Annotated in this window: 27 protein-coding genes; 9 read left to right on the top strand and 18 right to left on the bottom strand. The window is 71.9% G+C overall.

The window, feature by feature from the left end; all coding sequences use genetic code 11:
* The first annotated feature begins 4 nt into the window (after positions 1 to 4).
* Entirely contained in the window at positions 5 to 832 is an 828-nt protein-coding gene (locus BLV76_RS15345) for a septum formation family protein (protein ID WP_090969959.1), read from the top strand.
* A gap of 31 nt (positions 833 to 863) precedes the next feature.
* Here the strand turns inward: BLV76_RS15345 and BLV76_RS15340 are convergent, their stop codons facing one another.
* From BLV76_RS15340 to BLV76_RS15290, 11 genes are all read right to left on the bottom strand, one after another.
* Positions 864 to 2,408: an alpha/beta hydrolase gene (locus BLV76_RS15340; RefSeq protein WP_090969957.1), complete on the bottom strand. Its 1,545-nt coding sequence runs from the start codon at positions 2,406 to 2,408 to the stop codon at positions 864 to 866.
* Positions 2,409 to 2,464: 56 nt separating this feature from the next.
* A complete protein-coding gene (gene era, locus BLV76_RS15335; protein WP_090969956.1) occupies positions 2,465 to 3,520 on the bottom strand; it encodes a GTPase Era in 1,056 nt (351 codons plus the stop codon).
* Positions 3,513 to 4,301, bottom strand: a complete 789-nt coding sequence (locus tag BLV76_RS15330; protein WP_090969954.1) for a siderophore-interacting protein — start codon at positions 4,299 to 4,301, stop codon at positions 3,513 to 3,515. Before BLV76_RS15330 ends, era begins: the two co-directional genes overlap by 8 nt.
* A gap of 38 nt (positions 4,302 to 4,339) precedes the next feature.
* Positions 4,340 to 5,647: an SAM-dependent methyltransferase gene (locus tag BLV76_RS15325; protein ID WP_090969952.1), complete on the bottom strand. Its 1,308-nt coding sequence runs from the start codon at positions 5,645 to 5,647 to the stop codon at positions 4,340 to 4,342.
* Entirely contained in the window at positions 5,644 to 7,008 is a 1,365-nt protein-coding gene (locus tag BLV76_RS15320) for an FAD-binding oxidoreductase (RefSeq protein WP_090969949.1), read from the bottom strand. Before BLV76_RS15320 ends, BLV76_RS15325 begins: the two co-directional genes overlap by 4 nt.
* A gap of 83 nt (positions 7,009 to 7,091) precedes the next feature.
* Positions 7,092 to 7,445, bottom strand: a complete 354-nt coding sequence (locus BLV76_RS15315; protein ID WP_175539694.1) for a cytidine deaminase — start codon at positions 7,443 to 7,445, stop codon at positions 7,092 to 7,094.
* 47 nt (positions 7,446 to 7,492) lie between these two features.
* Positions 7,493 to 8,812 carry a hemolysin family protein gene (locus BLV76_RS15310; protein ID WP_090969947.1) on the bottom strand — a complete coding sequence of 440 codons (1,320 nt, stop codon included), beginning with the start codon at positions 8,810 to 8,812 and terminating at the stop codon, positions 7,493 to 7,495.
* The gene (gene ybeY / locus BLV76_RS15305; protein ID WP_090969945.1) at positions 8,812 to 9,273 is read right to left on the bottom strand and encodes an rRNA maturation RNase YbeY; all 462 of its coding nucleotides are present in this window, start codon (positions 9,271 to 9,273) and stop codon (positions 8,812 to 8,814) included. The genes BLV76_RS15310 and ybeY overlap by 1 nt, the downstream gene beginning before the upstream one ends.
* A complete protein-coding gene (locus BLV76_RS15300; RefSeq protein WP_090969944.1) occupies positions 9,270 to 10,313 on the bottom strand; it encodes a PhoH family protein in 1,044 nt (347 codons plus the stop codon). Before BLV76_RS15300 ends, ybeY begins: the two co-directional genes overlap by 4 nt.
* 96 nt (positions 10,314 to 10,409) lie before the next feature.
* On the bottom strand, positions 10,410 to 11,612 hold the full coding sequence (locus BLV76_RS15295; RefSeq protein WP_090969942.1) for a hypothetical protein: 1,203 nt from the start codon (positions 11,610 to 11,612) through the stop codon (positions 10,410 to 10,412).
* Positions 11,612 to 11,965, bottom strand: a complete 354-nt coding sequence (locus tag BLV76_RS15290) for an HIT domain-containing protein (RefSeq protein WP_090969940.1) — start codon at positions 11,963 to 11,965, stop codon at positions 11,612 to 11,614. The genes BLV76_RS15295 and BLV76_RS15290 overlap by 1 nt, the downstream gene beginning before the upstream one ends.
* Positions 11,966 to 12,039: 74 nt before the next feature.
* Here BLV76_RS15290 and BLV76_RS15285 point away from each other — a divergent pair, with 74 nt between their 5' ends.
* The 3 genes from BLV76_RS15285 (at position 12,040) to BLV76_RS15275 (ending at position 14,574) form a co-directional block, all read left to right on the top strand.
* A complete protein-coding gene (locus BLV76_RS15285) occupies positions 12,040 to 12,975 on the top strand; it encodes a Gmad2 immunoglobulin-like domain-containing protein (RefSeq protein WP_139306592.1) in 936 nt (311 codons plus the stop codon).
* A gap of 85 nt (positions 12,976 to 13,060) precedes the next feature.
* Entirely contained in the window at positions 13,061 to 13,591 is a 531-nt protein-coding gene (locus BLV76_RS15280) for a SigE family RNA polymerase sigma factor (RefSeq protein ID WP_245734696.1), read from the top strand.
* Entirely contained in the window at positions 13,588 to 14,574 is a 987-nt protein-coding gene (locus BLV76_RS15275; protein WP_090969936.1) for a GerMN domain-containing protein, read from the top strand. The genes BLV76_RS15280 and BLV76_RS15275 overlap by 4 nt, the downstream gene beginning before the upstream one ends.
* Here BLV76_RS15275 and BLV76_RS15270 read toward each other — a convergent pair.
* From BLV76_RS15270 to hrcA, 3 genes are read right to left on the bottom strand one after another with little or no spacing between them, the layout of a single operon-like run.
* Positions 14,571 to 15,311, bottom strand: a complete 741-nt coding sequence (locus BLV76_RS15270) for a 16S rRNA (uracil(1498)-N(3))-methyltransferase (RefSeq protein WP_090969934.1) — start codon at positions 15,309 to 15,311, stop codon at positions 14,571 to 14,573. The genes BLV76_RS15275 and BLV76_RS15270 overlap by 4 nt on opposite strands.
* Before the next feature lie 4 nt (positions 15,312 to 15,315).
* Positions 15,316 to 16,491 carry a molecular chaperone DnaJ gene (gene dnaJ, locus BLV76_RS15265; RefSeq protein ID WP_090969932.1) on the bottom strand — a complete coding sequence of 392 codons (1,176 nt, stop codon included), beginning with the start codon at positions 16,489 to 16,491 and terminating at the stop codon, positions 15,316 to 15,318.
* Positions 16,488 to 17,510: a heat-inducible transcriptional repressor HrcA gene (hrcA, locus tag BLV76_RS15260; RefSeq protein WP_090972796.1), complete on the bottom strand. Its 1,023-nt coding sequence runs from the start codon at positions 17,508 to 17,510 to the stop codon at positions 16,488 to 16,490. The genes dnaJ and hrcA overlap by 4 nt, the downstream gene beginning before the upstream one ends.
* Before the next feature lie 86 nt (positions 17,511 to 17,596).
* On the opposite strand from hrcA, the gene BLV76_RS15255 reads away from it, so the two are divergent.
* From BLV76_RS15255 to BLV76_RS15240, 4 genes are all read left to right on the top strand, one after another.
* A complete protein-coding gene (locus BLV76_RS15255) occupies positions 17,597 to 18,472 on the top strand; it encodes an MBL fold metallo-hydrolase (RefSeq protein WP_090969930.1) in 876 nt (291 codons plus the stop codon).
* Between the two features lie 50 nt (positions 18,473 to 18,522).
* On the top strand, positions 18,523 to 19,206 hold the full coding sequence (locus tag BLV76_RS15250; protein WP_090969928.1) for a DUF2470 domain-containing protein: 684 nt from the start codon (positions 18,523 to 18,525) through the stop codon (positions 19,204 to 19,206).
* Positions 19,207 to 19,274: 68 nt separating this feature from the next.
* Positions 19,275 to 19,598 (top strand): hypothetical protein, encoded by a 324-nt coding sequence (locus tag BLV76_RS15245; protein WP_090969926.1) that lies wholly within the window; start codon positions 19,275 to 19,277, stop codon positions 19,596 to 19,598.
* Positions 19,599 to 19,686: 88 nt separating this feature from the next.
* Entirely contained in the window at positions 19,687 to 20,535 is an 849-nt protein-coding gene (locus tag BLV76_RS15240; protein WP_090969924.1) for a DUF3097 domain-containing protein, read from the top strand.
* Positions 20,536 to 20,903: 368 nt separating this feature from the next.
* On the opposite strand, the gene hemW is transcribed toward BLV76_RS15240, so the two are convergent.
* From hemW to BLV76_RS15220, 4 genes are all read right to left on the bottom strand, one after another.
* Complete coding sequence (gene hemW / locus BLV76_RS15235) at positions 20,904 to 22,121, bottom strand: radical SAM family heme chaperone HemW (RefSeq protein WP_090969922.1); 1,218 nt, start codon at positions 22,119 to 22,121, stop codon at positions 20,904 to 20,906.
* A gap of 54 nt (positions 22,122 to 22,175) precedes the next feature.
* Positions 22,176 to 23,105, bottom strand: coding sequence for an intradiol ring-cleavage dioxygenase (locus BLV76_RS15230; protein WP_090969920.1), 930 nt, complete (start codon positions 23,103 to 23,105; stop codon positions 22,176 to 22,178).
* Positions 23,106 to 23,248: 143 nt separating this feature from the next.
* Positions 23,249 to 25,069 carry an AMP-dependent synthetase/ligase gene (locus tag BLV76_RS15225; protein ID WP_090969918.1) on the bottom strand — a complete coding sequence of 607 codons (1,821 nt, stop codon included), beginning with the start codon at positions 25,067 to 25,069 and terminating at the stop codon, positions 23,249 to 23,251.
* Positions 25,070 to 25,216: 147 nt separating this feature from the next.
* The gene (locus BLV76_RS15220; RefSeq protein ID WP_090969916.1) at positions 25,217 to 26,149 is read right to left on the bottom strand and encodes an aminoglycoside phosphotransferase family protein; all 933 of its coding nucleotides are present in this window, start codon (positions 26,147 to 26,149) and stop codon (positions 25,217 to 25,219) included.
* A 110-nt stretch (positions 26,150 to 26,259) separates the two neighbouring features.
* On the opposite strand from BLV76_RS15220, the gene BLV76_RS15215 reads away from it, so the two are divergent.
* Entirely contained in the window at positions 26,260 to 26,706 is a 447-nt protein-coding gene (locus tag BLV76_RS15215; RefSeq protein ID WP_175539693.1) for an XdhC family protein, read from the top strand.
* The last annotated feature ends 6 nt before the right edge of the window (positions 26,707 to 26,712 follow it).

Below are 26,712 nucleotides of genomic sequence, written 5' to 3'. Positions count from 1 at the left end.
TGGGATGACCCCCGTGCCCAAGGTCGTCGCAGCCGTCGCAGCCGTCGTCGCGCTGCTGCTCGCGCTCACCGCGTGCACCGGGTCCACGTCCGGGCCGGACGAGCCGCCGGTCACGACACCGACTCCCACCGAGACGGTCCCGCCCGACCCGGGCCCGACGCCGAAGGTCGGCGAGTGCCACGACCTGTCCTTCCGGCAGGCCATCGCGGTCATCGGCCGCACCGCGCCGGTGAGGTGCGGGCGTCCGCACACCGCGCAGACCTACTTCGTGGGCCGGCTCGACCTGACCACCGAGGCAGGCCACGTGCGCCGACCCGACTCCCGCGCCGCGCAGCGCCAGGCCCGCACGGCCTGCACGTCGCGGCTCCCCCGCCACCTCGCCCGTACGCCGCTGGAGCTGAGGCTGAGCATGGCGCAGGCCGTCTGGTTCACCCCGAGCGTGAACCGCGCGGCGGCAGGGGCGGACTGGTTCCGCTGCGACGTGGTCGTCGTCGCCTCGCCGCGCCAGCTGATGCGGCTGCCGAAGCAGACGAAGGGTTGGGGCGAGGCGCCGGCCATCACCATGTGTGCCACCGCGGCCCCCGGGACGAGGGCCTTCCGGCGCGTCACCTGCGGGTCGACGCACACGTGGCGCGCGACGACCACCGTCGACATCCCCGGCAAGGTGCTGCCGAAGGACGCGGCCATCGCCGACCGGATGGAGGCGACCTGCCGCGACGCGGCGCGCGCCGGCGCCGACGACCCGCTCGACTTCACGTGGTCGCAGGAGAGCCCGACCCAGGAGCAGTGGGACGCGGGCCAGCGCTACGGCATCTGCTGGGTCCCGGCCTGACCCCACCCGGCCTGACCCCACCCGGTCCGGCTCACCCGGGATTCGGAGCAGGGATCGCCGGGCACCTCACGTCGGACCGGTCGCCGGAGCGGCGCTTCGGCAGCTTCCCGGTCGCGAGGTAGGAGGCGATCCGGTTGTCGACGCAGCCGACCCCGCTCAGGCTGCCGGCGTGCGTCGTGCCGCCGACGCCCTCGATCAGCGACGCGCCGCGCCAGCGACGGCGTACGTCCAGTGCTCCCGCGAAGGGGGTGGCACCGTCGAAGGTCTCGCTGATCAGGAGCGCCTGCTGGTCGGACGCCGCGATGTCGACAGGCGTGCCGGGCGACGCGGGCCAGGTGCGGCACGGGCCGTTGTACCAGGCGTTGGGCCAGGCCAGGAAGTGTCGCGTGCGGTCCTGCCGCGTGTAGTCGGCGAGCAGGGCGTCGAGGTCGGTCGGCCACGGGGCGTCGGTGCAGACGGTCGCGAGGTAGGCGGCGTAGCCGTTGTCCCCGTCGCGGACCGTGGGGTAGCTGGAGGTGTACTCCTTGCGGAGCTTCCGCGCGGTCCCCTTGGTCACCACCTCGGAGAGCATGGACGCGACGTCGGGCCACGAGTAGCGCCCGTAGCCCGCCGAGAGCGTCAGGTCGGCGACCTCGGGGCCGCTCACGCCGTTGACCGGCTTCTTCGTCAGCTTCTTCACGATGCGGTAGTAGGTCTTCTCGACCTTCGCGCCGGTGGACCCGAGCCGGTAGGTCCGGTGGGCTCGGGCCGTCCACCGCCAGAACTGGCCCATTGCCTTCTCGAACGCCCGGTTCTGCTCCTGCTGCGAGTCGAACCAGATGCCGCGCGGGTCGATCACGCCGTCGAGGACGAGCTTGTCGATGCGGTCGGGGTGCAACGTGGCGTAGACCTGCGCGAGGTAGGTGCCGTAGGAGAACCCGTAGAAGCTCGCCTTCTCCGCGCCCAGTGCTGCGCGGAGCACCTCGAAGTCCGCGACCGTGTCCGTCGTCTTCATGTGCGGCAGGAGCGCGGCCGAGGCCGACGCTCCGCAGTCGGCGGCGTAGTGCTCGCTCTTGGTCAGCCAGGCCTGGAGGATCGCGTCGGTCGTCGGGTAGTAGGACGGGCGCGTGCCGATCTCGGCGATCCGCTTGTCGCACGACAGCGCAGGGCGGCTGTCGCCGACGCCGCGCGGGTCGACGCCGATCCAGTCGTAGCTGCGGCCGACCTTGCCCGGCACGAACTGGCCGTAGGCGGCGAGGTAGGTGCCTGCGCCGCCCGGGCCGCCCGGGTTGGTGAACATCACGCCCCGGTAGGTCGATCCCTTGTGCGCGACACGGGAGACCGCCAGCTGGATCGTCGGGCCGTCCGGCACGGCATGGTCGAGCGGGACGGTGAGCAGGCCGCACTTCGCGCCGGACTGGCGCAGGAACGCGTCCTTGCACCGCCCCCAGTCGATCGGCTCCGCCCGGAACTGCGTCGGCGCGGACGTCTCGGCGGCGCCGGCTACCGCGGACGTGACGAGGGGCGTGGCGAGGAGAGCGGCGCCGAGGGACAGGGCCGTGGCGACGACGAGGGAGCGGGGCGACCGGATGCGCATGGCACATGCGACCACACGACGAGCGCCGCGTCACCCCCTCCGCCGGGTGTGTCCGCTCAGAAGCCGAGCTTGCGCAGCTGGCGCGGGTCGCGCTGCCAGTCCTTGGCGATCTTGACCTGGAGGTCGAGGTAGACCGGGGTGCCGAGCAGCGCCTCGATCTGCTTGCGGGCGGCGGTGCCGACCGAGCGCAGGCGCGAGCCCTTGTGACCGATCATGATGCCCTTCTGGGAGTCGCGCTCGACGTAGAGGTTGGCCACGATGTCGAGCAGCGGCTTGTCCTCGGGGCGTCCCTCGCGCAGTCCCATCTCCTCGACGACGACGGCGATCGAGTGGGGCAGCTCGTCGCGCACGCCCTCGAGCGCGGCCTCGCGGATGAGGTCGGCGGCGAGCGCCTCCTCGGGGGCGTCGGTGAGGTCGCCGTCGGGGTAGAGCGGCGGGCCCTCGGGCATCAGGCCGACCAGCAGGTCGGCCAGCAGCTGCACCTGGTCGCCCGACTTCGCCGAGACGGGCACGATCTCCGCCCACTCGGTCGAGGTCTCCGCGCCGAGCTGCTGGATGTCGAGGAGGTGCTGGCCCAGCTGCTCCGGTGTCACCAGGTCGGTCTTGGTGGCGACGGCGATCCGCACGGTGCGGCGCACCTTGGCCAGCTCGGTGACCAGGAAGCGGTCACCGGGACCGATCTTCTCGTTGGCCGGGAAGCAGACCGCGACCACGTCGACCTCGGCCCACGTCGTGCGGACCAGGTCGTTGAGGCGCTCGCCGAGCAGGGTCCGCGGCCGGTGCAGGCCGGGGGTGTCGACGAGGATCAGCTGTGCGTCGTCGCGGTGCACGATCCCGCGCACGACGTTGCGCGTGGTCTGCGGCTTGGACGAGGTGATGACGATCTTCTGCCCGACGAGCGCGTTGGTCAGCGTCGACTTGCCGGCGTTGGGCCGCCCGACGAACGACGCGAAGCCGCTCCGGAAGCCCTCCGGCGCCTGGTAGAACGCACCTGCCGGCGCGACGCCGGACAGGTCGAAGTCGTCGTCCAGCTCGTCATCGTCGTCCAGCTCGTCTTCGTCGTCGCTGTGCTCGTCGAAGCCCTCGAGCTCGTCGTCGTGCTCGTCAGACATCTGTGGCCTCCCGCGCCGCGTCGTAGTCCGCCCAGATCTGCTCGTCAGTCTTGCCTGCCGCCTTGCCCGCGCGCCAGATCGGCCCGGGATCGACGGCGCGGGGCTGACGCGCGGCCGTCGCGCGCCAGTAGCCCATCACGTCGTAGTGGGTGGTCGGCAGGCCGACCTCCCGCATCAGGTGCTTGCGGATGGCGCGCATCTGCGCCGACTCGCCGGCCATCCAGAAGTAGCCCTCGCCCTCGGGCCAGTCGATGCCCGCGACGACCTCGGCCAGGGCGCTCTGGCCCCGGGCCGGCGGCTCCAGCCAGGTCACGTCGGCGCTCCCGGGGAGGTAGCCCGCCCCGGCCAGCTCGTGCTGGTCGGGCACCTCGGCCATGACGTACGTCGTCAGGGTGGGGTGCGTCTCGACGATGCGGGCCATCGCCGGCATCGCCGTCAGGTCGCCGACGAGCAGCAGCCACGTCGCACCCGCCGGCGGCAGGAACGACGCCTTCGGCTCGGTGATCGTGACCGTGTCGCCGACGCAGTCGCGCATTGCCCACTCGGTGACGAGCCCGACGTCGTGGACGACGACGTCGAGGGTCAGCTCGCCGTCGGCGAACGACCGGACCGTGTAGTAGCGGCTCTGGAACTGGCCGGGCACGACGAGCCCCACCCACTCGTCCGGGATCCCGGTGGAGGTGAAGTCGTCGAGCCCGTCCAGGGTCAGCCGCACGAGGTGGTCCGACAGCGGTTCGCGGCGTCGTACGGTCGCCTGGAACTGCGCTGCGCGGGTGCTCACGGGCCCACGGTATCGGCGATGCCCGCGAGCCCGTGCAGTCAGGCCTTCCAGTCGGGCCGCATCGGGAAGCCGGAGACCCCGTGGTCATCGTTGCGCGTCGCGAGCACCTGGTGCAGCTCGATCTCGTCGCGCTCGAAGCCGACCCGCGAGCCGGCGATGTAGAGGCCCCACACGCGCGCGGTCCCCTCGCCGACCTCCTTCACGCACTCGTCCCAGTTGTCGACCAGGTTCTTGTTCCAGTCGCGGAGCGTCGCGGCGTAGTGGAGGCGGAGGTTCTCGCTGTGCTGCACCTCGAGGCCCTGGTCCTGCGCGGCGGAGATGATCGTGCCGGAGCCGATCAGCTCGCCGTCCGGGAACACGTAGCGGTCGATGAACGCGCCGGTCTCGGTGTGCTTGTTGTGGGCGCGGGTGATGCAGTGGTTGAGCAGGCGGCCGCCCGGCTTGAGGCGGTCGCGCAGGTGCGAGAAGTACGACGGGTAGTTGCGCACGCCGATGTGCTCGAGCAGCCCGATGGAGCTGATCGCGTCGAAGTCGCCCTCGACCACGTCGCGGTAGTCCATGTGGCGCACCTCGGCGAGGTCACCGAGGCCCTCGCGGTCGATCGCCTCCTTGGCCCACTGGGCCTGCTCGAGCGAGAGCGTCACACCGAGCGCCTTGACGCCGTACTCGCGCGCGGCGTGGCGGACCATCGAGCCCCAGCCGCAGCCGACGTCGAGCAGGGTCTGCCCGGGCTGCAGGTTGAGCTTGCGGGCGACGAGGTCGAACTTGGCGAACTGCGCCTCCTCGAGCGTCGCGTCCGGGGTCTCGTAGAGCGCGCAGGTGTAGGCCATCGACGGGCCGAGCACCATCTCGTAGAAGCGGTTGGAGACGTCGTAGTGGTGCGAGATCACCTCGGCGTCGCGCGACATCGAGTGGCGCAGGCCCTCGACCGCACGGCGCCAGCGGGGCAGGTGCTCCTGGGGCGGCGGGGCCGGCGGTCGCAGGTGCGACAGCCCGAGGCTGCGCGCGATCGCGATGCCCTCCGAGGGCGTCGGCATCCGGAACTTGGTGTGGTCCTTGAGCAGCGTCATCGCGTCGTAGGGGTCGGCCGGGTCCACGCCGGAGAGGTCGAGGTCGCCGCTGACGTAGGCGCGTGCCATGCCGAGGTCGCCGGGAGCCGTCATCAGGTAGGCCAGGCCGCGCTCGTTCTTGAGGTGGAGACCGATCCGGGCGTCGGGCGGGCCGGCGCTGCTGCCGTCGTAGGCGGTGAAGCGGACGGGCAGGCCGCCCCTCACCAGCCGGTCCATCGCGTCGCTGATGGACATCTTGTTCGTCGCACCGTTCTTCGGGGTCGAGCCAAGGCTCATCGTTGCTGCACCACCTTGTCGTAGAGGGACGTCAGTCGGTCGTCGGGATCGTGGATCGCCTTCACCCGGGCCAGGTTCGGCCCGTCGTAGAGGCGGTCGAACTCCGCGCGGTCGTAGAACGCGTCGGAGTAGAGGCTCTTGTGGCCGCCGAGCTCGGTGACCTCGGCCTCGATCGCGCGGTTGCGCGGGGACGTCGGGGCGTCGGGGCCGACGTTGACGACGCCCCAGAAGCCGACGTTGACGTAGGTCTCCCCGGCCGTCAGCGGGTAGCCCGGCCACGGCCGCTCCCCACCCTCGCGACGCACCTGGAGCGGGCACAGCCACACCGGGCGCATCCCGACCTCGCGGTCGAACCAGCCGAGGAACTCGGCCAGCCGGTCGACGGGCACCTCGACGTCCTGGACGACGCGCTCGCCGCGGGGGCGGCCGGCGCGCCGGTCGAGCCGGTCGCCGATGCCGAACCTCCGGTCGAGCGCGACGAGCTTCCAGTAGACGTCGGAGCGGCGCAGCCGGCGGGGCCACACGCGTCGTACGAGCGGGTGCTGGGCGCCGAACGCGCGCGAGCACCAGAACCAGTCGGTGTCCCAGCGCCAGATGTAGTCGTGGACGGTGAGGCGGTCGGTCGAGCGCTGCTGGAGCGAGCGGTAGAAGACCTGCTGGCCGGTGTAGTCGCTGGTCGGGCCGGGCTCGTCGGTCCAGCGGGCGAGCGTGAGGTAGAGCTCGTCGGGCGAGAACGCGACGCCGTCGAGGCCGTCGACCTGCTGACCGTCCCACTCCCCCGAGTCGACGATCCGCGTCACGGCGTCGGCCAGCGCGGCGGGGTCGTCGAAGCGCACGTGCCGGAGGGCGGCGTAGGCCGGGACGGGCTCGAGCTCGATGCGCAACCGCGTCGCGTAGCCGAGCGAGCCGTAGGAGTTCGGGAAGGCGTCGAAGAGGTCGTCGCCCGGCTTGGTGGTGACGATCTCGCCGGAGCCGGTCATCACGTCCATCTCGAGGACGGACTCGTGCGGGAGGCCGTTGCGAAAGCTCGTCGACTCGATGCCGAGGCCGGTGACCGCACCGCCCAGGGTGATGGTCTTGAGCTGGGGCACCACGAGCGGGATGCGGCCGTGGGCGAGGGTGACCTCGACGAGGTGCTCGTAGGTGCACATGCCCTGCACCTCGGCGACGTCGCCGTCCACCTCGATGACGCCCGTCAGGCCGGAGACGTCGAGGCCGGCGCCGAGCTCCGCACGTCCCCGGAAGAGGTTGCTGGTCTTCTTCGCCAGCCGGACCGGCGCGCCCTCGGGCAGCGCCGCGTATGACCTCTCGAGCCTCGCCACCCCAGCGGCGTGCTCCTCCCAACCCACAGGTGTGCGCACATCAGCACGCTAGCGACGTCTGCGGCCGCGCGCGAGGGACTATCTCGTAGGTCACATTGGTTGCCCTGCACAACCACCCGGTGTCAGACGGCGCGGGTCGTCTGCCTCGTGTGGATCGCCCCGTCGGCGTCGCCGATCAGCACCGGCACGCCGGGGCCGGCGAAGTCGCTGGTCGCCTTGACGTCGACGAAGTCGCCGTCGGTCAGCACGACCGCCGCCTCGAGGCCCGTCGAGCCCGACGAGATGGCCATCGCGACGCACACCTCGAGGCCGGACAGCCGCAGGTGGGGCAGGCGGATGCTGGCGGCGGCGTAGGTCCGTCCGTCGAGGTCGCGGACGGCGGCTCCCTCGCGGGCGCGAGCACGGGTCCGGGTCGCGCGAGCCAGGGTCACCAGCTTCGCGTCCTCGGCGTCGAGGTCGGCTGACAGGTCAGTCATGGCGAGAGTGTAGACATCGCCCGCCGGCTGCGGCAGGACGCCGTGGGTCAGCGGCCGGCGGCCGGGACCTGGCTCTCCTCGCCGTCGTCGGCGCCGTGCTCGTCGGCGAGCACCGTGACGAGCACCGTCTCGATCTTGTTGCGGCGACCGGTGGCGCGCTCGGCCTCGAGGCGGAGGCCGTGGCACTCCACGACGGACCCCGGGATCGGGACCTTGCCGAGGTGCTTGGCCATCAGCCCGCCCACGCTGTCGACGTCGTCGTCCTCGACCGGGAAGCCGACGATCTCGTCGAGGTCGTCGACCGGGTAGCGCGAGGAGACCCGGATCGCGCCGCCCGGCACGTGCTCGACCTCGACCTCCTCGGCGTCGTACTCGTCCGTGATCTCGCCGACGATCTCCTCGAGGACGTCCTCGATCGTGATCAGGCCGGCCGTGCCGCCGTACTCGTCGACGACGATCGCGATGTGCTGGCGGCGGGCCTGGAGCTCGGTGAGCAGGGCGTCGGCCGGCTTGGAGTCCGGCACGTAGTGCACCGGGCGCATGACCTCGTCGACGCGCTGGGTGAACTCCACGTCGGGCGCCTCGAAGTCGCGGCGGACGAGGTCCTTGAGGTAGGCCATGCCCACGATGTCGTCGAGGTTGTCGTCGACGACGGGGATGCGGGAGTAGCCGCTGCGCAGGAACAGCGAGAGCGTCTGGCGGATGTTCTTGTGGCGCTCGATGTAGACCATGTCGGGGCGCGGGACCATCACCTCACGGGTGATCGTGTCGCCGAGCTCGAAGACGGAGTGGATCATCCTCCGCTCGCCCGACTCGATGACCGCCGAGGCCTCGGCGAGGTCGACGAGCTCGCGCAGCTCGGTCTCGGTCGAGAACGGTCCCTCGCTGAAGCCCTTGCCGGGCGTGATCGCGTTGCCGAGCAGGATCAGCAGCGCGGGGATCGGGCCCAGGATCGTGGTGACGAGCGACAGCGGGCCTGCGGAGATGAGCGCGACCTTCACGTCGTGCTGGCGCCCCAGGGTGCGGGGGGCGACACCGATCACGACGAACGACACGACCAGCATGACGGCGATCGTGGTGAGCACGCTCGGCACGAGCGCGTCGTGGTAGACGTCGCGGGCCCACGTGCTGACCAGCACGATCGCGCTGATCTCGCACAGCAGGCGGAGCAGCAGCGCGGTGTTGAGGTAGCGCGCGGGGTCGTCGAGGATCATCACCAGACGCGCGGCGCCGGCGCGACCCTCGGCCTTCAGCTCCTCGGCACGGGCGCGCGAGAAGCTGCTCAGGGCGGCGTCGGCGGCCGAGAACATGCCGGCGAGCCAGACGAGCAGCGCGGCGGAGCCGAGCTGCCAGATGTCGGCGGACATCAGGCGGTCTCAGGGGCGGCGCGCCACTTCTCCAGCAGCTCGCCCTGCAGCCCGAACATCACCGCGTGCTCCTCCGGCTCGGCGTGGTCGTAGCCGAGGAGGTGGAGGATGCCGTGGACGGTGAGCAGGTCGATCTCGGCCTCGCGGCCGTGGCCGGCCTCCTCGCCCTGCCGCTCGGCGACGACCGGGGACAGCACCAGGTCACCGAGGACGCCCTCCTCAGGCTCCTCGTTGACCTTGCCCGGACGCAGCTCGTCCATCGGGAAGGCGAGCACGTCGGTCGGGCCCTCCTTCTCCATCCACTGCTCGTTGAGCGAGGCGATCGTGTCGACGTCGACGGCCTTGATGCACAGCTCCGCCTGCGGGTGGACGCGCATCTCGTCCATCACGAAGCGCGCCAGCTGGGACAGGCGGCGCACGTCGAGCTCCTGGCCCGACTCGTTGAGGACCTCGATGCTCATCGCTGTCCCCGCGACGGGCCGCGGCCGGTCGTGGCCTGCGTCGACGTCGGCCGGTCGGCCTCCCGCTCGGCGTCGGCGACCTCGTAGGCCTCGACGATGCGACCCACGAGCCGGTGGCGTACGACGTCGGTGCCGGTGAGGCGGCAGAACGTGATGTCCTCGACCCCGTCGAGGATCGACTCGACCACCCGGAGCCCGGACTTCGTGCCCGAGGGCAGGTCGACCTGGCTGGTGTCGCCGGTGACGACGATGCGCGAGCCGAAGCCGAGCCGCGTGAGGAACATCTTCATCTGCTCGGGCGTGGTGTTCTGCGCCTCGTCGAGGATGATGAAGGAGTCGTTGAGCGAGCGACCGCGCAGGAACGCCAGCGGCGCGACCTCGATCGTGCCGGCGGCGAGCAGCTTGGGGATCGTCTCGGGGTCGACCATGTCGTGCAGCGCGTCGTAGAGCGGGCGCAGGTAGGGGTCGATCTTCTCGCTGAGCGTGCCGGGCAGGAAGCCGAGCCGCTCCCCCGCCTCGACGGCCGGGCGGCTCAGGATGATCCGGTTGACCTCCTTGGCCTGCAGCGCCTGCACGGCCTTGGCCATCGCGAGATAGGTCTTGCCCGTGCCGGCGGGGCCGATGCCGAAGGTGATCGTGGAGTTGTCGATCGACTCGACGTAGCGCTTCTGGTTGAGCGTCTTCGGACGGATCGTGCGGCCGCGGTTGGACAGGATGTTGAGGCTCAGCACGTCGGCCGGGCGCTCCTGGGTCTCGGTCTGCAGCATCTGCACGATGCGCTCGACCGTCTCGTCGGTGACGCCCTGGCCGGTGCGCACGATCGTCACGATCTCGTCGAGCAGCCGCTCGGCCATCGCCACCTCGGCGGAGTCGCCGGTGAGGGTGATCCGGTTGCCGCGGACGTGGACGTCGGCCTTGAACGCCCGCTCGATGACCCGGAGGTGCGCGTCGCCCGGGCCGAGGACCGAGACCATGTCGATGCTGTTGGGGACGACGACCGTGTGGGTCGGCCTCTCCTGCGGGGTGTTCGTCTCAGTCATGGATGCCCGTGACGGGCGGCCTTCCGGGTCGGTGGCAGAGCCCTTCCATGCTACCGAGCGCGCGGCGTTGGTCCCACTCCGTTTGTCCGGGTCGCCCTACGGACGGGTGACCTGGAGCATCCCGAGGCACATCTCGTCGGTGGTGCCCTCGCCCCAGACGACGTAGCGGTCGGGCTGCCCCTCGAACGACGGGAGCCTGTCGCGCAGCCACTGGACGTGGGTGCAGGTGACCTTGACCTGCTGGAAGGCGTCGAGGTGGACGGGGTCGATCGGCCTGCTGCCCTGGTCGTCGAAGTCCCAGAGCGGGATGTCGAGGACGGTCCTCGCCTGCGGTGTGCCGGGGTTGACCTCGATCGTGATGGACCGGCCGAGCAGGTGCATGTGGCCGGCGACCCCGTGGATGGTCATCGGCTCCGCGAGGGTGCGGGTGCACGACTGGGTGTTGCCGGGCTCCGGCTCGGTGCCGCACAGGAAGTGGAGGACGTCGGCGGTGTTGCCCTCGGCGCCGAAGCGCTCCTTGACGTCGGCGAGGGCGGCGGCACGGTCGCACAGCGGGCCGTCGGCGTGCTTCGCGCGGCACGGCAGCTCCACCGGGGCGGGCAGCAGCATCGTGTGGAGCGCCTGGTAGTCCGGCCTGCCGGGGGCGAGCCGCAGCTGGGCGGCCGAGGTGTCCGGCGACTGGCCGGCGAGCAGGTTGTAGTGGACCTGCATCACGATCCGGCTGCCCGTGCGGAGCCGGGTCCCGAATCCGGGCTTCACGACGGACTCCTGGCCGCCGGGCGCCCAGGCGCCGATCCAGGCGGCGTCGTCGACGTTCTGGAACTGCTCGAGACCCGTGCCGCCGAAGCAGGTCCAGCCCTCGCCGTCCTCGGCCGCGTCCTTGGCCTCGGCAGCCGCGACCTGCCCGGGCGGGACCTGGAAGAGGATCACGTGGTGGACGACGTCGGGGTTGCCCGGCAGCACATGGGTGCCGGTGAGCCAGGCGTCCTCCTCGAGCTCGGGGTCGAGCAGGAAGCAGCGGTAGTCGTCGGTGCCGGTGCCGTAGGGCGCGGACGGGGTGTAGCTGCCCGGCATCGCGATCGTCGTCCGGGTCTCGCCCTCGCGCAGCGGCCTGGACCTCGCCGGCTCCGCGTAGTGGCCGGCGTGCTCCGACCCCGCGGCCTCGGTCGCCGTCGGCGAGCTCGAGGCGGGCTGGGTGGCGCTCCGGTCGGGCTCCGGCGCGTCCCCACCGCCACCGCACGCCGCGAGCGCGAGCAGGCCCGTAGCCAGCAGGGCGGCAAGGGCGGGACGGCGGGTCATCAGACCAGTCGCTCGGTCATGCCCAACGAGCCGGCGAGCACGTGGAGGTGCGTGTGGAAGACGGTCTGCCCGGCACCTGCCCCCGTGTTGGCGACCAATCGGTAGTCGGCGTTGCCGGCCGCCTTCGCGACCTCGTCGGCGAGGCTCACGAGGTGGCCGATCGTCGCCGGGTCCGCGGCGGCGGAGGCGGCAGCGTTCTCGTGGTGGTCGACCGGGATCACGAGGGCGTGGAACGGCGCCTGCGGGTTCAGGTCCTTGATGGCGATCGCGCGGTCGTTGCGCCCGAGCTCCTCGGCCGGGACCTCCCCGGCGACGATGGTGCAGAAGATGCAGGAGTCCGACGTGTCGCTCATCACCCCAGCCTAGGGTCCCGGACAGCGGCGTGTGACCGGAAGGGACCGCTGCGCGTCGCACTAGCGTGACCGCCATGACCTTCCCCTTCCCGGTACGACGCTGCGCGGGCGCCGCCGCCCTGGTCCTCGCGAGCACGCTGGCGCTGGCCGCGTGCACGGGCGACGGACAGAAGCCGGTCTCGGACGAGACGACCGAGCAGCCGAGCGAGACCAGCACCGCAGAGCCGACACCGACGGACGACGCGTCCCCCACCGAGGAGCCGACCAGCACCCCGACGCAGGCGGACGGCACCGCCGTACCCGTCTACTACGCCGGTGACGGCCCCCGACGTGCCGCCCTCTTCCGCGAGTTCCACCGCGTCGAGGGCGACCCGCTCCTGGAGGCGGCACGGCTCGTGGCGGGCAACGGCACGCCGGACGACCCGGACTACCGCACGCTCTGGCCGCAGATGGAGGTCGCGTCGGTGCAGGCGACCGACGGCGTGCTGCTCGTCGACCTCCCGACCGACGCGTTCACCGAGCGGCCCGACGGCATGTCGAGGCGCGCGGCCACGCTGGCGATCCAGCAGCTCGTCTACTCCCTCCAGGGCGCCCAGCAGGAGCGGATCCCCGTCGTGATCGAGCGCAGCGAGACCGAGCCGTCGCTCTTCGGGATCTCGACCGAGACCGAGTTCACCGCGGCCGGCGCGCTGAAGACCCTCAACCTGGTCAACATCACCTCGCCCGCCGAGGGCGCGACCGTCACCGGCGACACGCTCACCGTCACCGGCGTGGCCAACTCCTTCGAGGCCAGCGGCCCGTGCCGGCTCCTGCAGGCCGGCACCGAGGTGGCGATGGAGGGCTACCAGTCGGCCGGTTGGACCGAGGACAAGCTGTTCCCGTTCGAGGTCGACCTCCCCCTCGCGGGCGTCACGGGCGAGGTCGTCGTGCAGTGCGAGACCGACGACCCCACCGGCGGCACCGAGGGCAACGGCCCGTCGATCGACACGAAGACGATCACCGTGAAGTGATCGCCCGGACCCGTCAACCGGGTCGCACCCTGGCGCGTCATCGTGTGTGACCATCCAGACCAGACCCCGCCGAGGGAGGCCGCCGGTGCCGGAGCACCTGAGTCTCGTCGGCGCTGACGCGGACGAGGCCGTCGAGCAGCTGTACGCCGCCCACTGGCGCCAGCTCGTCCGGCTCTCCGCCCTGCTCGTGCACGACCAGGCCGCGGCCGAGGACCTCGTCCAGGACGCGTTCGTCGCGATGCACGGGAAGTGGTCGCGGCTGCGCGACCCCGACAAGGCGCTGGCCTACCTCCGGCAGGCCGTCGTCAACCGGTCCCGCTCGGCGCTGCGCCACCGGGGTGTCGTGGAGCGGCACACCCGCTCGACCCGCGTCGCGGACCTCGTCGTCGAGGGCCCGTCGGCCAGCGGCGCCCGCAGCGACGCCGTCCGCGACGCCCTGCGCCGGCTGTCCGAGCGGCAGCGCGAGGTGCTCGTGCTCCGCTACTACCTGGACTGGTCCGAGGCCCAGATCGCCGACGCGCTCGGCATCTCGCGCGGCGCCGTCAAGGCACACGCTTCCCGAGGCAGCGCCGCCCTGCGCGACCTCCTCGGCGACTGGTGGGAGGACCCGTCATGAACGACCAGCTGATCCGCGACCTGCTCCACGAGGCCGCCGACGACATCGAGCCGCGCGACCGGCTCGACGCCATCCGCACCGCCACCGCACCGGCCGGTCGCCGTACGCACCGGGGCTGGTGGGCCGCCGGTGGTGCCGGCCTGCTCGCCGCCTCGGTGGTGACCGCGCTCGCCCTGAGCACCGGGGGTGCACCGCAGTCGACGGGACCGGACCTCGCCGCCCCTCCCACCTCGGGGTCCACCGCTCCCGACGGGGGTACGAGCAGCCCGGTCGCCGTGTACTTCGTGGGCGACACCGCTGCGGGGCCGCGGCTCTACCGCGAGTTCCGACCCGCCGACTCCGACACCCGGGTCGCCACCGCCATGGCGGCGGTGCTCCGCGGCGACGCACTCGATCCGGACTACCGGTCGCTGTGGCCGACGACCACCGTCTTCCGCGCCTGGTCGACCGGGCCCGACGGCATCACGGTCACCCTCGAGGGTGCACCTGTCGAGCGACCTGCGGGCATGAGCGAGCAGGACGCGCAGCTCGCGATGGAGCAGCTGGTGCGGACCGCGCAAGCGCTCGAGGGGCAGGGCAGGGTGCCGGTCGACGTGCAGGTCGCGGGCGAGGTGACCGACACGATTCTCGGGGTCCCGACGACCGCGCCGCTGACGGGTGCCCCCGACGCCGACGTGCTCGCGCCGGTCTCGCTGTCCGACCCCGTGGAGGAACAGGTGGTCGCCGACAGGCGGCTGACCGTGCGTGGACGAGCCCTCAGCGAGAGTGGCGTCGTCACGACCCGCATCCAGCGCTGGGAGGGCAACTTCGTCGTCGCCCAGGAGGTGGACCGGCTGGGCGCCGGCAACGACGGCATGCTCGAGTTCACCGCCACCTTCGACCTCACCACCGTGCCTGCAGGCCAGTACGACGTCATCGCGACCGTCCAGAACGCCGACGGGACCGTCGACTCCGACACCCGCCGGATCACGATCGTCGACTAGGCCCAGCGCGGCGTGCGGGCGAGGAGTGCGGCGACCGCGACCACGCCGGCGGTCGAGGTCCGGAGCACCTCGTCCCCGAGGCGCACGGTGACGGCACCGGCGTCCTCGAGGGCGGCGAGCTCGTCGGGGGCGATGCCACCCTCGGGACCGACGACCACGACGATCCGGCCGGAGGCGGGTACGTCGACCGCGCTGAGCGGTGCGGTCGCGTCCTCGTGGAGCACGACCGCGAGCTCGGCCTCCCGGACCACCTCCGCCAGGGAGGCCGTGGTCGCGAGCGGGGTCACCGTCGGCAGCCACGAGCGTCGCGACTGCTTGGCCGCCTCGCGGGCGGTGGCCTGCCACTTCGCATGCGACTTCGTCGCCCGCTCGCCCTTCCAGACGGCGACCGAGCGGGACGCGGCCCACGGCACGATCCGGTCGACGCCGACCTCGGTGAGCACCTCGACCGCGAGCTCGCCGCGGTCACCCTTGGGCAGCGCCTGGACGACCGTGACGGCGGGTTCGGGCCGCTCGGTCGACTCGATCGAGGCGACCGCCACCGACAAGACGCGCTTGCCCGTGGCGGCGACCTCACCGGTAACGGACGTCCCGAGGCCGTCGGTCAGCACGACCGGCTCGCCCTCGCGGAGTCGTCGTACGGCCACCGCGTGGTGCGCCTCGTCGCCGGTCACCTCGACCACCTGGCCGACGGACACCCCGGCCAGGGACTCGACGAGGTGGACGGGCAGCGACACGAGGTCAGCCCTGGAAGGCGTCGCGCAGCCGGCCGAACATCGACTTGTGGGGCGCCTCGGAGTGCCCGGTCGGCTTCTCCTCGCCGCGGATGGCCGCGAGCTCGCGCAGCAGCTCCTCCTGGCGCGGGTCGAGCCGGGTCGGGGTGTCGACGACGACGCTCACGATGAGGTCGCCGCGACCACCGCGCAGGCTCGGCACGCCGAAGCCGCGGATGACCTGCTCGCTGCCGGACTGCGTGCCGGCACGGACCTCGAGCTCGTAGGTCGTGGAGGGCCGCTCGTCCTCGGGCGTCTCGTCGGACGGGGGCAGGTCGGCCTCGAGCAGCGGCAGCGTCAGCTGGGTGCCCAGCGCGGCCGCCGTCATCGGGAGCGAGACCGTCGTGTGGAGGTCGTTGCCGTTGCGGGTGAAGGTCGAGTGCGGCTCCACGTGGATCTCGACGTAGAGGTCGCCCGCAGGACCTCCGCCGGGACCGACCTCGCCCTGGCCGGTGAGCTGCACCCGGGTCCCGTGGTCGACGCCCGCGGGAATCTTGACCGTGAGCGTGCGGCGGGTGCGGACGCGACCGTCCCCGGAGCACTCGCGGCACGGGTCGGGGATGATCGAGCCGTAGCCGCGGCAGGCCGCGCACGGGCGGAGCGTGCGGATCTCGCCGAGGAACGAGCGCTGCACGACCGCCACCTCGCCCTGCCCGTGGCAGGTCTCGCAGGTGGTCGGCGACGTGCCGGGCGCGGTGCCCTGGCCCTCGCAGGCCTCGCAGCGCAGTGCGGTGTCGACCTTGAGGTCGCGGGTCACGCCGAACGCCGCCTCGGCGAGCGTCGTGTCGAGCCGGATGAGCGCGTCCTGGCCACGACGGGCGCGCGAGCGCGGGCCGCGGGTCTGGCCGCCACCGGCCGCGCCGCCACCGAAGAACGCGTCCATGATGTCGGTGAACGAGAAGCCCTGCCCGGCACCGCCGAAGCCCTGGCTGAACGCGTCGCCGCCACGGTCGTACGCCGCCTTCTTGCCCGGGTCGCTCAGCACCTCGTAGGCGCGCGAGACGTCCTTGAAGCGCTCCTGCGTCTCCGGGTCCGGGTTGACGTCGGGGTGGAGCTGGCGGGCGAGGCGGCGGTAGGCCTTCTTGATCTCGTCGGCGCCGGCGTCACGCGAGACGCCGAGGATCTCGTAGGGGTCCTGGGTCACTGGTTTCCTTCATCGAGGATCCGGGAGACGTAGCGCGCGACCGCGCGCACGGCTGCCATGGATCCGGGGTAGTCCATGCGGGTCGGCCCGACCACGCCGAGAGATCCGAGGTGCAGCTCCTGCGGGCCGTAGCCGGTGGCCACGACGCTCGTGGCCGCGAGCTCGGAGTAGGGGCCCTCGTGCCCGATGCGGACGGTGAGGGCGTCGACGCCCGACTCCCCCAGCAGCTTGAGCAGCACGACGTGCTCCTCGAGCGCCTCGAGCAGGGGACGGACGGCGGTGTCGAAGTCGCCGTAGCGGGCGAGGTTGGCGGCGCCGCTCACCGCGACGCGCTCGTCGCTGCGGTGGTCGGACATCGCCTCGGTGAGCACGCCGACCACGGCGCGCGTGGCGTCGGCCTGCTCGGGGCGTACGTCGTCGGGCAGGGCGCCGAGCGCCTGGGCCGCGGCGGCGATCTGGACGCCGGCGCTCACGTGGTTGACCGCGACCCGCAGCTCGGCGAGGTCGGTGTCGGCGATCGCCTCGTCGAGCTCGACGAGGCGCTGCTCGACCCGGCCGGTGCTGAGGATCAGGATCAGCATCACCCGCGTCGGGGTCAGCGCGACGAGCTCGATGTGGCGCACGGTGGAGCGCGACAGCGAGGGGTACTGCACGATCGCGACCTGACGGGTGAGCTGGCTGAGCAGCCGCACCGACTTCTGCACCACGTCGTCGAGGTCGACCGCCCCGTCGAGCAGCGTGGCGATCGCCCGCCGCTCGGCGACGCTCATCGGCTTCAGGGTGGCGAGCTTGTCGACGAAGAGCCGGTAGCCCTTGTCGGTCGGCACCCGGCCGGCGCTGGTGTGGGGCTGGTGGATGTAGCCCTCGTCCTCCAGCGCGGCCATGTCGTTGCGCACCGTGGCGGGCGAGACGCCGAGCCCGTGGCGCTCGACCAGCGCCTTGGAGCCGACGGGCTCCTCGGTGGCGACGTAGTCCTCCACGATCGCGCGCAGCACGTCGAGCTTGCGGTCGTCGACCATGGGGCCCTCCTCGCTGCTGGACTCGTGGTGCTGGCACTCGCTCACCCGGAGTGCCAAGACTACTCGTTCGCCGTAGGGTCGCCGACATGACCGACGCGTCCCCCGACTCCCCACCTCGGTTCACCGAGGTCGCGCCGCGGGTCTGGGTGGCGCACTACGACTGGATGCACGTCAACATCACCCTCGTCGGTGGCTCCGACGGGCTGCTGATGGTCGACACGCACGGCTCGGCGGCGCAGGCGCGCATGGTCGCCGACGACGTACGACGACTCGGCGCGGGCCCGCTCACCGGCCTCGTCAACACCCACGAGCACTGGGACCACCACTTCGGCAACGCGACGATGGTCGAGCAGTTCGGCGAGATGCCGATCCACGCGACCGAGTGGGCGCGCGACCACGTCGAGGACTCGGCCCGCCACACCTTCGAGCACTACGAGCAGACCACCGACCACCCGCGCCGCGAGGAGATCCTCGCGACCACGCTCCTGCTGCCGACGCAGACCTTCTCCTCGGCCGTCCAGGTCGACCTCGGCGACCGGGCGGTCGAGCTGATCCACCCCGGTCGCGGGCACACCGCCGGCGACCTCGTCGTCCGCGTCCCGGACGCCGACGTCCTGCTGGGTGGCGACCTCATCGAGGAGTCCGACCCGCCGTTCATCGGCGACGACTCGTGGCCGCTGGAGTGGCCGATCACCCTCGACCTCGCGCTCGGCCTGATGACCGACTCGACCGTCGTGGTCCCCGGCCACGGACAGGTCGTGGACAAGGCGTTCGTGCAGGACCAGCGGGTCGACCTCGGCACCATCGCCGAGACGATCCGCGACCTCGCCTCGCGGGGGGTCCCCGAGTCGGAGGCGCTGGCCCAGGGCGAGTGGCCGTGGGACCCCGACCTGCTCGTCAGCGCCGTGCGCCTGGGCTACGCCCACCTGCCCCGGTCCCAGAAACGACTCCCCCTGGTCTGATCCGCCCGTCACGAGTTAGGCTTGCCTTACCTAATCCTCGTGGAGGCGTGATGAACCCGGCCGAAGCCGCCCTGCTGGCCCGCAGCGTGCTGTCCTGTCCCGACGCGATCACGCTGTGGGTGGGCGAGGCCCGCCGATGCGTCGAGGACGAGCTCTACGAGGTCACCTGCGACATGCACGGGGCGCCCGTCTTCAGCGCGAGCGACGAGTCCGCCCTCCTCGCGGCCGCCCACGGCGGCTCGGAGGGCATGGTCGAGATCGCCAGCGGACTCGGGGCCCCGGCGTCCGCGCACCGCCGGCTCAGCCTCGTGCTGCAGGGCAGGCTGGTGCAGCGCGACTCCGGCTGCTCCTGCTGCGGCGACCCGCGCTCGCTCGTCGCGCTCGACCTGAGCGCGGTGTCGCTCCTCAGCGACGAAGAGACGCTGGCCGTCGACGTCTCGCGCTTCCGCGACCACCGCCACGTCCTCAACCCCGGCTACCTCCAGCGCACCGTCGAGCACGCCAACGAGGCCCACGAGCTCGAGCTGCGCACCGCGATATCGACCACCTTCGGCGTGCCGTTGCACTCGATGCTCGCCGCGAGCCTCGTGCGCGTCGACCCGTGCGGGGTGGACGTCACCTGGCTCGACGCGTCGGGCTCGCACCCCCACCGGCTCGACTTCGTGCGCCCGGTGACCTCTCCGCAGGAGCTCGGCGCCGCGCTGCGCTCCCACCTCCACGCGGGGATGTGCTGACCCGCTCCCGCTGCACTCCCACCCTCCGGGGGCTGGCCCGGTCCGCCGTACGCCGGTAGGACTGGAGGATGACCGAGAAGAGCGCGACCCAGGACGAGTTCGGCGACACCCCGACGGCCTCCAGCGGCACCAGCGAGGCCGACGCGGACCACTCCGGCGACACGGCGTCCCCCGACTCGGAGACCATCGGCGGCATCTCCGACGACCAGCTGCCCGAGGACCTGCAGCCCGGCGACGACAACCCGCTCGCCGAGCCGCTCGACCCCGACGCCGAGGAGACCAAGAGCCGCGAGGAGCTCGAGATGGACGCCACCCAGGAGGACCTGGGCAACGACGACGGCGCGAGCACCGCACCCGACCAGGACCCCCAGCCGGGCTCGCCCGACGCGTGAGCCGAGCCTCCCGGTGACCCAGTGGCCGGGTGACGGGTCACCGGCGCGCCGCCTCCGCCGACAGGGCTTCGGCCCCTAGCGTTGACCGGTGCCCCAGGATCGCTACGGAACCGACGTCCTCGCCTCCGACTGGCGCGCGCCGAAGAAGGGCCGTGCCGTCGAGGTCCCGACCGAGATCGGGATGGTCGTCGAGGAGGTCACCACCGACTGGTGCGGCGAGGTGGTCGCCGTCGACCGCGACATCGACACGCTGACCCTCGAGGACCGGCGCGGCAAGCGGCGGACGTTCCCGCTCGGCCCCGGCTTCCTGCTCGAGGGCAGGCCGGTCATCCTCACGAGGCCCGTCCGCGGTGGCGCACCCGCCGCACCCTCGCGTACGGCGTCCGGGTCGATCGCGGTGCCCGACGCCCGCGCCCGCGTGGCCCGCGCCAGCCGGATCTTCGTCGAGGGCCGGCACGACGCCGAGCTCGTCGAGAAGGTCTGGGGCGACGACCTGCGGATCGAGGGCGTCGTGGTCGAGTACCTCGGCGGCGTCGACGACCTCGCCGACCACCTCCGCGACTTCAAGCCCGGGCCGCAGCGCCGCGTCGGCGTGCTGGTCGACCACCTCGTCCCCGGTTCAAAGGAGTCGCGGATCGCCCAGGGCATCGCCCGCTCCCCCATCGGCAAGCACGTGCTCGTCGTCGGGCACCCCTTCATCGACATCTGGCAGGCCGTGAAGCCCGACCGCCTCGGCATCGCCCAGTGGCCGTCGGTCCCCCGCCCCATCGACTGGAAGACCGGCACCTGCCAGCAGCTCGGCTGGCCCCACCGCGACCAGGCCGACATCGCCCGGGCGTGGAAGCACATCCTCGGCCGGGTGTCCTCCTTCGCCGACCTCGACCCCGCCCTCCTCGGCCGGGTCGAGGAGCTGATCGACTTCACCACGGCGCCCTGACCACCCCCGCAGCACCCGCACCAGCACCAGCACCTCGCTCCTCCGGGGGTTTGCCGTCCGCGGCGCGCCTGCTCCCGCTGGTTGAGCAGGGCGCGCTGGCAGGTAGCCCCGCTGGTTGAGCAGGGCGCGCTGGCGCCCGTGTCGAAACCAAGGCCGTGGGTCCGGTCGCCCGTGACCATGGATCACGGTGCATTTTGGCGCCTCCGCTTCACTTCGGCGCGTGTCCGCGGCGCCGGAAGCCCGCTCGTGCGTCCTCGTTGCCGCGCCGCTCCCCCGCTGCGCTCCTCCGCGACACAGCCCTCGTCCTTACTTCACGGGCGCGCCGCGGACGAAACCCGCGGCCGATCGAGCGGCGGGATCAGGTGAGCTCAGTCCACGAGGTCGCGGACGACCGCGTCGGCGAGGAGCCGGCCGCGCTGGGTGAGCACGAGTCGCTCGGCGGCGAGCTCGACGAGGCCATCGGCGACCATCCGGGCGACGTGGGCGCGGCCGCCCGCCTCGAGCGCGGAGACCGGGAGCCCCTCGACGAGGCGGATCTCGAGCAGGATCCGCTCGACCCGCTGGTCGCGGTAGCCGAGCACCTCGCGGGCGAGGGCCGGTGAGACGCCGCGCCCCAGCCGTTCGGCGTACGCCGCGGGGTGCTTGACGTTCCACCAGCGGGTGCCCCCGACGTGCGAGTGGGCGCCGGGGCCGACGCCCCACCAGTGGCCCCCGGTCCAGTAGAGCAGGTTGTGGCGGCACCAGTGGTCGGGCGAGGTCGCCCAGTTCGACACCTCGTACCAGCTCATCCCGGCGCGCCCGAAACGCTCGTCGGCGAGGTGGTACTTGTCGGCGAGGTCGTCCTCGTCGGGCATCGCGATCTCGCCGCGCGCGACCTGGCGGGCCATGGCGGTCCCGGGCTCGACGATGAGGGAGTACGCCGAGATGTGGTCGGGCTCGCACGCGAGGGCCGCGTCGACCGAGGTCTCCCAGTCGGCGAGCGACTCCCCCGGCGTGCCGTAGATGAGGTCGAGGCTCACGTCGTCGAAGCCGGCCTGTCGCGCCCAGTCGACCACCGCCGGGACCCGGAGCGGGTCGTGGGTGCGGTCGAGGGTGCGGAGCACGTGGTCGACGGCCGACTGCATGCCGAAGCTGATCCGGTTGAAGCCCGCGGTGCGCAACTCGTCGAGGTCCCACGCCGCGACGCTGTCCGGGTTGGCCTCGGTCGTGATCTCCACGTCGTCGACCAGGCCGAACTCGGCCGCCGCGCTCGCCACGATGGCGCCGAGGTCAGCCGCCTTGAGCAGCGTCGGCGTACCGCCACCGAAGAAGATCGTCTCGATCTTGACGTCGCGGTGGCCGAGCACGTGCCGGGCGAAGCGGATCTCCTTGATGGCCGCCTCGGCGTAGGTCGACCTGCTGGCGCCCACCTCGTCGCCGAGCTCGTGGGCGGTGTAGGTGTTGAAGTCGCAGTAGCCGCAGCGGACCGTGCAGAACGGGACGTGCACGTAGAGCCCGAAGGGCTTGCTGCCGAACTCGGCCCACGCCTCGTCGGGCAGGAGGCCGTCCTCGGGGGCGACGTCGCCGTCGGGTTGGGCGGGGGGCACGCGGCAATCCAACCACGCGCGCTCCCCCGCTCCCCGCCGCCCGGATCAGGATCCTCAGATGGGGACGTTGAGCGTCGCGGTCCAGCCCTCGTCGTTGCTGCCCTTCATGGTGGCCATCTGCAGGGAGTAGCCGTCGCTGAAGATGCCGTCGGAGTCGAGGCTGACCTGCGCCAGGTTGGTCACCGAGGACTCGTAGCCCTCGGTGGCGTAGACCTCGTTGCACACGTCCTCGGGGAACGCGAGCTGCGAGGTGCGCAGCTTGTTGGACACGCTCGTCGCGGCGTCGAGCGACTCGTAGACCTCGAAGTGCACGTGCGGCCAGCGTCCGGAGTAGCAGGCGGGGAAGATCGAGGTGAACTCGACCCAGCCGTCCGCGTCGGTCTCCTGGACCCCGCGCAGGTAGTTCTCGTCGGCCGCGTCGCCGTCGTACATCGAGTAGCTGCCGTCGCGGTCGCAGTGCCAGGCGTAGATCGCGGCACCGGAGAGCACCTCGACCTCGTCGCCGGTGAGGTCGTAGAGCTTGAACCGGAGCGTGAGGGGTACGCCCTCTGCGACGCCCGAGGCCGAGCCGAAGCTGGTCGTGATGTCCGAGCGGACGACGCCACTCTCGGACAGCACGTCGGGACCGTTGGAGCCGTCGCCGGGGTAGGGACCGGCCGTCTCCTCGGGGATCTCACCGTCGGCGACCTCGACGGACGAGTCGCCGCCCATGCCGCCGTCGGGCGCGCCACCGCCCGGACCGCCGCTCGGCGGGCTGCCCGACGGGGTGCTGCTCGACGTCGCCGTCGAGGCGCTGCTGTCGTCGCTCGCGCACCCCGCGACCGCGACGACGCCGAGACCGCCGAGGACCCCGAGCACGCCGCGCCGGCCCATCGTCGAGAAGCCGCGTCGCCGGAGCGTGCCGAGGTCGTGCTGGAGGCCGAGGTCGTGCTCGTGCACCTCGTCGTCACCGTGCGAGTGGTCGTGGGCGTGGTGTGCGGTCATCGGGTGCTCCTGGGGATGCGCGGGACAGGACGGGAGAACGGGTGCCAGTGGTCTCCCACTGACACCCATTCAGCCGACGTGTCCTGTGCGTCTCCTGTGAGCCGCCCAGCAACCGGATCTGACCTCGTCCGGCCCCGCAGGGCTCAGGCGTAGAGCGCCTCGATCACGTCCTGGTTGTTCTGCTGGACCACGTTGCGCTTGACCTTCATCGAGGGCGTGAGCTCGCCCGACTCGATCGTCAGGTCGTGGTCGAGGACCTTCCACTTCTTGATGGTCTCCCACCGGTTGAGGTGGCTGTTGAGCTCCTCGACGTAGTCGGTGACCATCTTCTGCACGGCGTCGGACTGCACGACCTCGGTGTAGGACTTGCCGGCCATGCCGTTCTCCTCGGCCCAGCCGACCATGGCGTCGGGGTCGAGGGTGATCAGCGCGACGCAGTAGTTGTGGCCCTCGCCGAAGACCATGAACTGGCTGGCGTAGGGGCACACGGCCTTGAACTTCGACTCGATCGCCGGCGGGGCGACGTATTTGCCGCCGGAGGTCTTGAAGAGCTCCTTGATGCGGCCGGTGATGACCAGGTGGCCGTCGGCGTCGAGGGCGCCCTTGTCGCCGGTGTGCAGCCAGCCGTCGGCGGTCAGCGTCTTCGCCGTCTCCTCGGGGAGGTTGTGGTAGCCGTCCATCACGCCCGGGCCCTTGATCATGACCTCGTCGTTGTCGCCGAGCTTGACCTCGCTGCCCGGGAACACCGGGCCGACGGTGCCGAACTTGTTGGCGTCGGGGTGGTTCACGAACGAGCCGGCCGAGGTCTCGGTGAGGCCGTAGCCCTCGAGGACGGTGATGCCGGCGGCACCGAACCACTCGGCGATGTCGCGGTTGAGCGCGGCCGAGCCGGAGATGAAGAAGCGCACGTTGCCGCCGAAGCGCTCGCGGACCTTGGAGAAGACGAGCTTGTCGAAGAGGCCGTGCTGCAGCTTGAGCGGCAGCGGGACCGACTTCCCCTCGAGCTTGAGCTTCTCGACCTGGAGGCCGACCTTGAAGGCGTTGTTGAAGATCTTCTCCTTGGCACCGCCCTCGGCCGCCTGCATGGTGACGATGCGGCCGTAGGCCTTCTCGAAGATGCGCGGGGCGGCACCCATGAAGGTCGGCTTCACGACGCCGAGGTTGTCGACGATCTTGTCGACGCGCCCGTCGATCGCGGCGGCGAAGCCGCACGCCATCTGCGTCGACATCAGCACCTTGCCGAACGAGTGCGCCATCGGCAGCCAGCGGAACTCGAGGTCGCTCTCCGAGAGGATCCCCTGCGCGCGGATGGCCTCGCCCTCGTAGACCCACGAGGAGTGGCGCAGCCGCACGCCCTTGGGTCGGCCGGTCGTGCCGGAGGTGTAGATGAGGGTGGCGAGCTGGTCGGGCGCGATGGCCGCGGAGGTCGTCCGCACCACGTCGGGCTGCTCGGCGAGCAGCTTGTCACCCAGCTCGGCGAGGTCGTCGAGGCTGATCACCCAGTCCCCGTCGGGCTTTCCGTCGAAGGTGACGACCTTCGAGACGTGCGGCAGCTCGGCCCGGTGCGCGGTGAGCTTGGCGACCTGCTCGTCGTCCTCGGCGAAGACGACCTGGCTCTCGGAGTCGCCCAGGATGTAGGTCGTGTCCTCGGCGTTGGTGGTCGGGTAGACGGTCGTGGTCGCGCCGGCGGCACACATGATCGCCAGGTCGGCCAGGATCCACTCGTAGCGGGTGCCGGACGCGATCCCGACGCGCTGCTCGGGCTGCACGCCGAGGGCGATGAGGCCCGCGGCGAGCGCCTCGACCTTGTCGCCGGCCTGCTTCCAGGTGACGGACTCCCACGCCTCGCCGCGCGGGAAGCGGAACGCCTCGCTCTCCGGGGAGGCGGTGACGCGGTCGAAGAACTGGACGGCCACGTTGGCCGGCATGGTGGCGAGGAAGCTCGTGTCGATCGTGGTCGGCATCTGGTACCTACTCATTCGTGGCTCAGGTGTGGCTCATGCGGGGGCTGCTGACTTGGGCTGTAACCTAGGTCACTTTTCCTACCGGGTGGTAGCAATAGCGGCGTTTTGGGCGCCCCACCCTCGAAGGTTGCGACTTTCGGCCGATGTCTAGTCCTGGACCGCCTTCGTGATGGCGATGCACCGGGTGATCCAGTCCTGCTCGTCGGAGGTCAGCGCCCGCTGCGCCTCCCGGGCGTCCTGCACCGTCCAGCCCGCGTTGACGACCATGCGCACGACGACCCAGTCCCGTGCGCGGGCCTCGTCGAGGCCGGCCGCGTCGACCAGTGCGTGGAAGCGGCGGCGGAGCCCGTCGCGCACCGACCCGACCGCGAGCGGCCCGGTGAGCTCGTCCATCCGGTTCCAGAGCATCGGCGCGGGCTCGTAGTGGCGGTCGCCGGCCATCGGCTTGGGGTCGATGGCGAGCCACTCCCCCGCCTCGTCGGCCATCACGTTGGCGTAGTGCAGGTCCCCGTGGACCACCACCGACGGGGCCTCGTCGGCGAGCAGGTCGGCGCCGAGCGCGAGTGCCTGGTCGACGTACCTCCGTGGGACCGGGATGTCGCGCCCGAGCCCGTCGAGCTCGCGCAGCCACCTCTCGACGTACGACGACACGGTCGCCAGCTGCGGCAGGGCGGGCAGGTGGAGGCGTCCGTAGAGTCCACCGACGACCTCGCACGCCTCGACGTCCCACGCGTCGCCCAGGTCGGGCCCGGGCAGCCAGTCGAGCAGCAGGGCCCGCCGTCGCGGATCGGCGCGGCGCAGTCGTACGGCGCCCCTGCCGCCCCAGTGCTGGAGCGCGAGGCCCTCGTGGGCCGACTCCTCGTCACCGTCGAAGGTGATCTTGAGGCCGCCCGGGACCCCGTCGGCGTCGCGCACTGGGACCACGAGCGAGCAGTAGCCGTGGAGCGACTCCCCGTCCGGCACGAGGTGCCAGTCGTCGAGCAGGTCGGCGGTGAGTCGCGGGAGCCGGTCGAGCCAGTCGGACCAGTCCTTGCCGAGCGCCCGCTGGGCGAGCAGTCCCGGGGGGATGGTGACGGACACGCTGCAACCCTAGGCTGGCGCCCATGAGCGAGCGCCAGCGAGCTCATCGTCCAGAGCAGCGCGACATGAGCCTCATGCGCGCACGGAGCGAAGCGAGTACGCGTATGAGCATGCGCCAGCGTCCCTGGGTGGCCGAGCCCGAGCAGCGCGGCCGCATCCTGGTCCTCTCCGACAACCCGATCGCGCGGTGCATCGCGGTCATCGCGTCCACGGTCGGGCGGCCGGTGCTCGTCGAGTCCGCCGACGACGGCGGTCCGGGCCTCGACCCGCAGGAGGGCGACGCGGTCGTGCTGTGCGACCACGACGCGCCCGACGCCCCGGCGGTGCTGCGCAACGCGCTGTCCTCCGGTGCGGTCTACGTCGCGATGATGGCCAGTCGCCGCCGCTCCGAGGGCCTCCTCGAGGAGCTCGTCGCCGAGGGTCACGACGTCAGCCGGCTGCACGTGCCCGCCGGTCACGACGTCGGCGGCAAGGCCCCCGGCGAGATCGCGCTCTCCGTCGTCGCCGAGATCGTGGCCGAGTCCTACGGCCGCCCCGGCGGCCCGATGCGCGGCTGACGACCC

It is taken from the genome of Nocardioides exalbidus (genome assembly GCF_900105585.1).
GTDB lineage: Bacteria > Actinomycetota > Actinomycetes > Propionibacteriales > Nocardioidaceae > Nocardioides > Nocardioides exalbidus.
Note: the sequence above shows the minus strand (reverse complement) of the source record. Positions and strands in the feature narration are given on the sequence as shown.

What these genes read in the sequence shown, in the direction of transcription:
- era (WP_090969956.1), bottom strand. Translation starts at nt 3,520, where the DNA reads ATGTCTGACGAGCACGACGACGAGCTCGAGGGCTTCGACGAGCACAGC.
- BLV76_RS15230 (WP_090969920.1), bottom strand. Translation starts at nt 23,105, where the DNA reads ATGACCGCACACCACGCCCACGACCACTCGCACGGTGACGACGAGGTG.
- BLV76_RS15290 (WP_090969940.1), bottom strand. Translation starts at nt 11,965, where the DNA reads ATGAGCGACACGTCGGACTCCTGCATCTTCTGCACCATCGTCGCCGGG.
- hrcA (WP_090972796.1), bottom strand. Translation starts at nt 17,510, where the DNA reads ATGGTCGACGACCGCAAGCTCGACGTGCTGCGCGCGATCGTGGAGGAC.
- BLV76_RS15300 (WP_090969944.1), bottom strand. Translation starts at nt 10,313, where the DNA reads ATGACTGAGACGAACACCCCGCAGGAGAGGCCGACCCACACGGTCGTC.
- BLV76_RS15285 (WP_139306592.1), top strand. Translation starts at nt 12,040, where the DNA reads ATGACCTTCCCCTTCCCGGTACGACGCTGCGCGGGCGCCGCCGCCCTG.
- BLV76_RS15315 (WP_175539694.1), bottom strand. Translation starts at nt 7,445, where the DNA reads ATGACTGACCTGTCAGCCGACCTCGACGCCGAGGACGCGAAGCTGGTG.
- BLV76_RS15245 (WP_090969926.1), top strand. Translation starts at nt 19,275, where the DNA reads ATGACCGAGAAGAGCGCGACCCAGGACGAGTTCGGCGACACCCCGACG.
- BLV76_RS15255 (WP_090969930.1), top strand. Translation starts at nt 17,597, where the DNA reads ATGACCGACGCGTCCCCCGACTCCCCACCTCGGTTCACCGAGGTCGCG.
- ybeY (WP_090969945.1), bottom strand. Translation starts at nt 9,273, where the DNA reads ATGAGCATCGAGGTCCTCAACGAGTCGGGCCAGGAGCTCGACGTGCGC.
- BLV76_RS15275 (WP_090969936.1), top strand. Translation starts at nt 13,588, where the DNA reads ATGAACGACCAGCTGATCCGCGACCTGCTCCACGAGGCCGCCGACGAC.
- BLV76_RS15310 (WP_090969947.1), bottom strand. Translation starts at nt 8,812, where the DNA reads ATGTCCGCCGACATCTGGCAGCTCGGCTCCGCCGCGCTGCTCGTCTGG.
- BLV76_RS15225 (WP_090969918.1), bottom strand. Translation starts at nt 25,069, where the DNA reads ATGCCGACCACGATCGACACGAGCTTCCTCGCCACCATGCCGGCCAAC.
- BLV76_RS15345 (WP_090969959.1), top strand. Translation starts at nt 5, where the DNA reads ATGACCCCCGTGCCCAAGGTCGTCGCAGCCGTCGCAGCCGTCGTCGCG.
- BLV76_RS15250 (WP_090969928.1), top strand. Translation starts at nt 18,523, where the DNA reads ATGAACCCGGCCGAAGCCGCCCTGCTGGCCCGCAGCGTGCTGTCCTGT.
- BLV76_RS15215 (WP_175539693.1), top strand. Translation starts at nt 26,260, where the DNA reads ATGCGCCAGCGTCCCTGGGTGGCCGAGCCCGAGCAGCGCGGCCGCATC.
- BLV76_RS15340 (WP_090969957.1), bottom strand. Translation starts at nt 2,408, where the DNA reads ATGCGCATCCGGTCGCCCCGCTCCCTCGTCGTCGCCACGGCCCTGTCC.
- BLV76_RS15295 (WP_090969942.1), bottom strand. Translation starts at nt 11,612, where the DNA reads ATGACCCGCCGTCCCGCCCTTGCCGCCCTGCTGGCTACGGGCCTGCTC.
- BLV76_RS15325 (WP_090969952.1), bottom strand. Translation starts at nt 5,647, where the DNA reads ATGAGCCTTGGCTCGACCCCGAAGAACGGTGCGACGAACAAGATGTCC.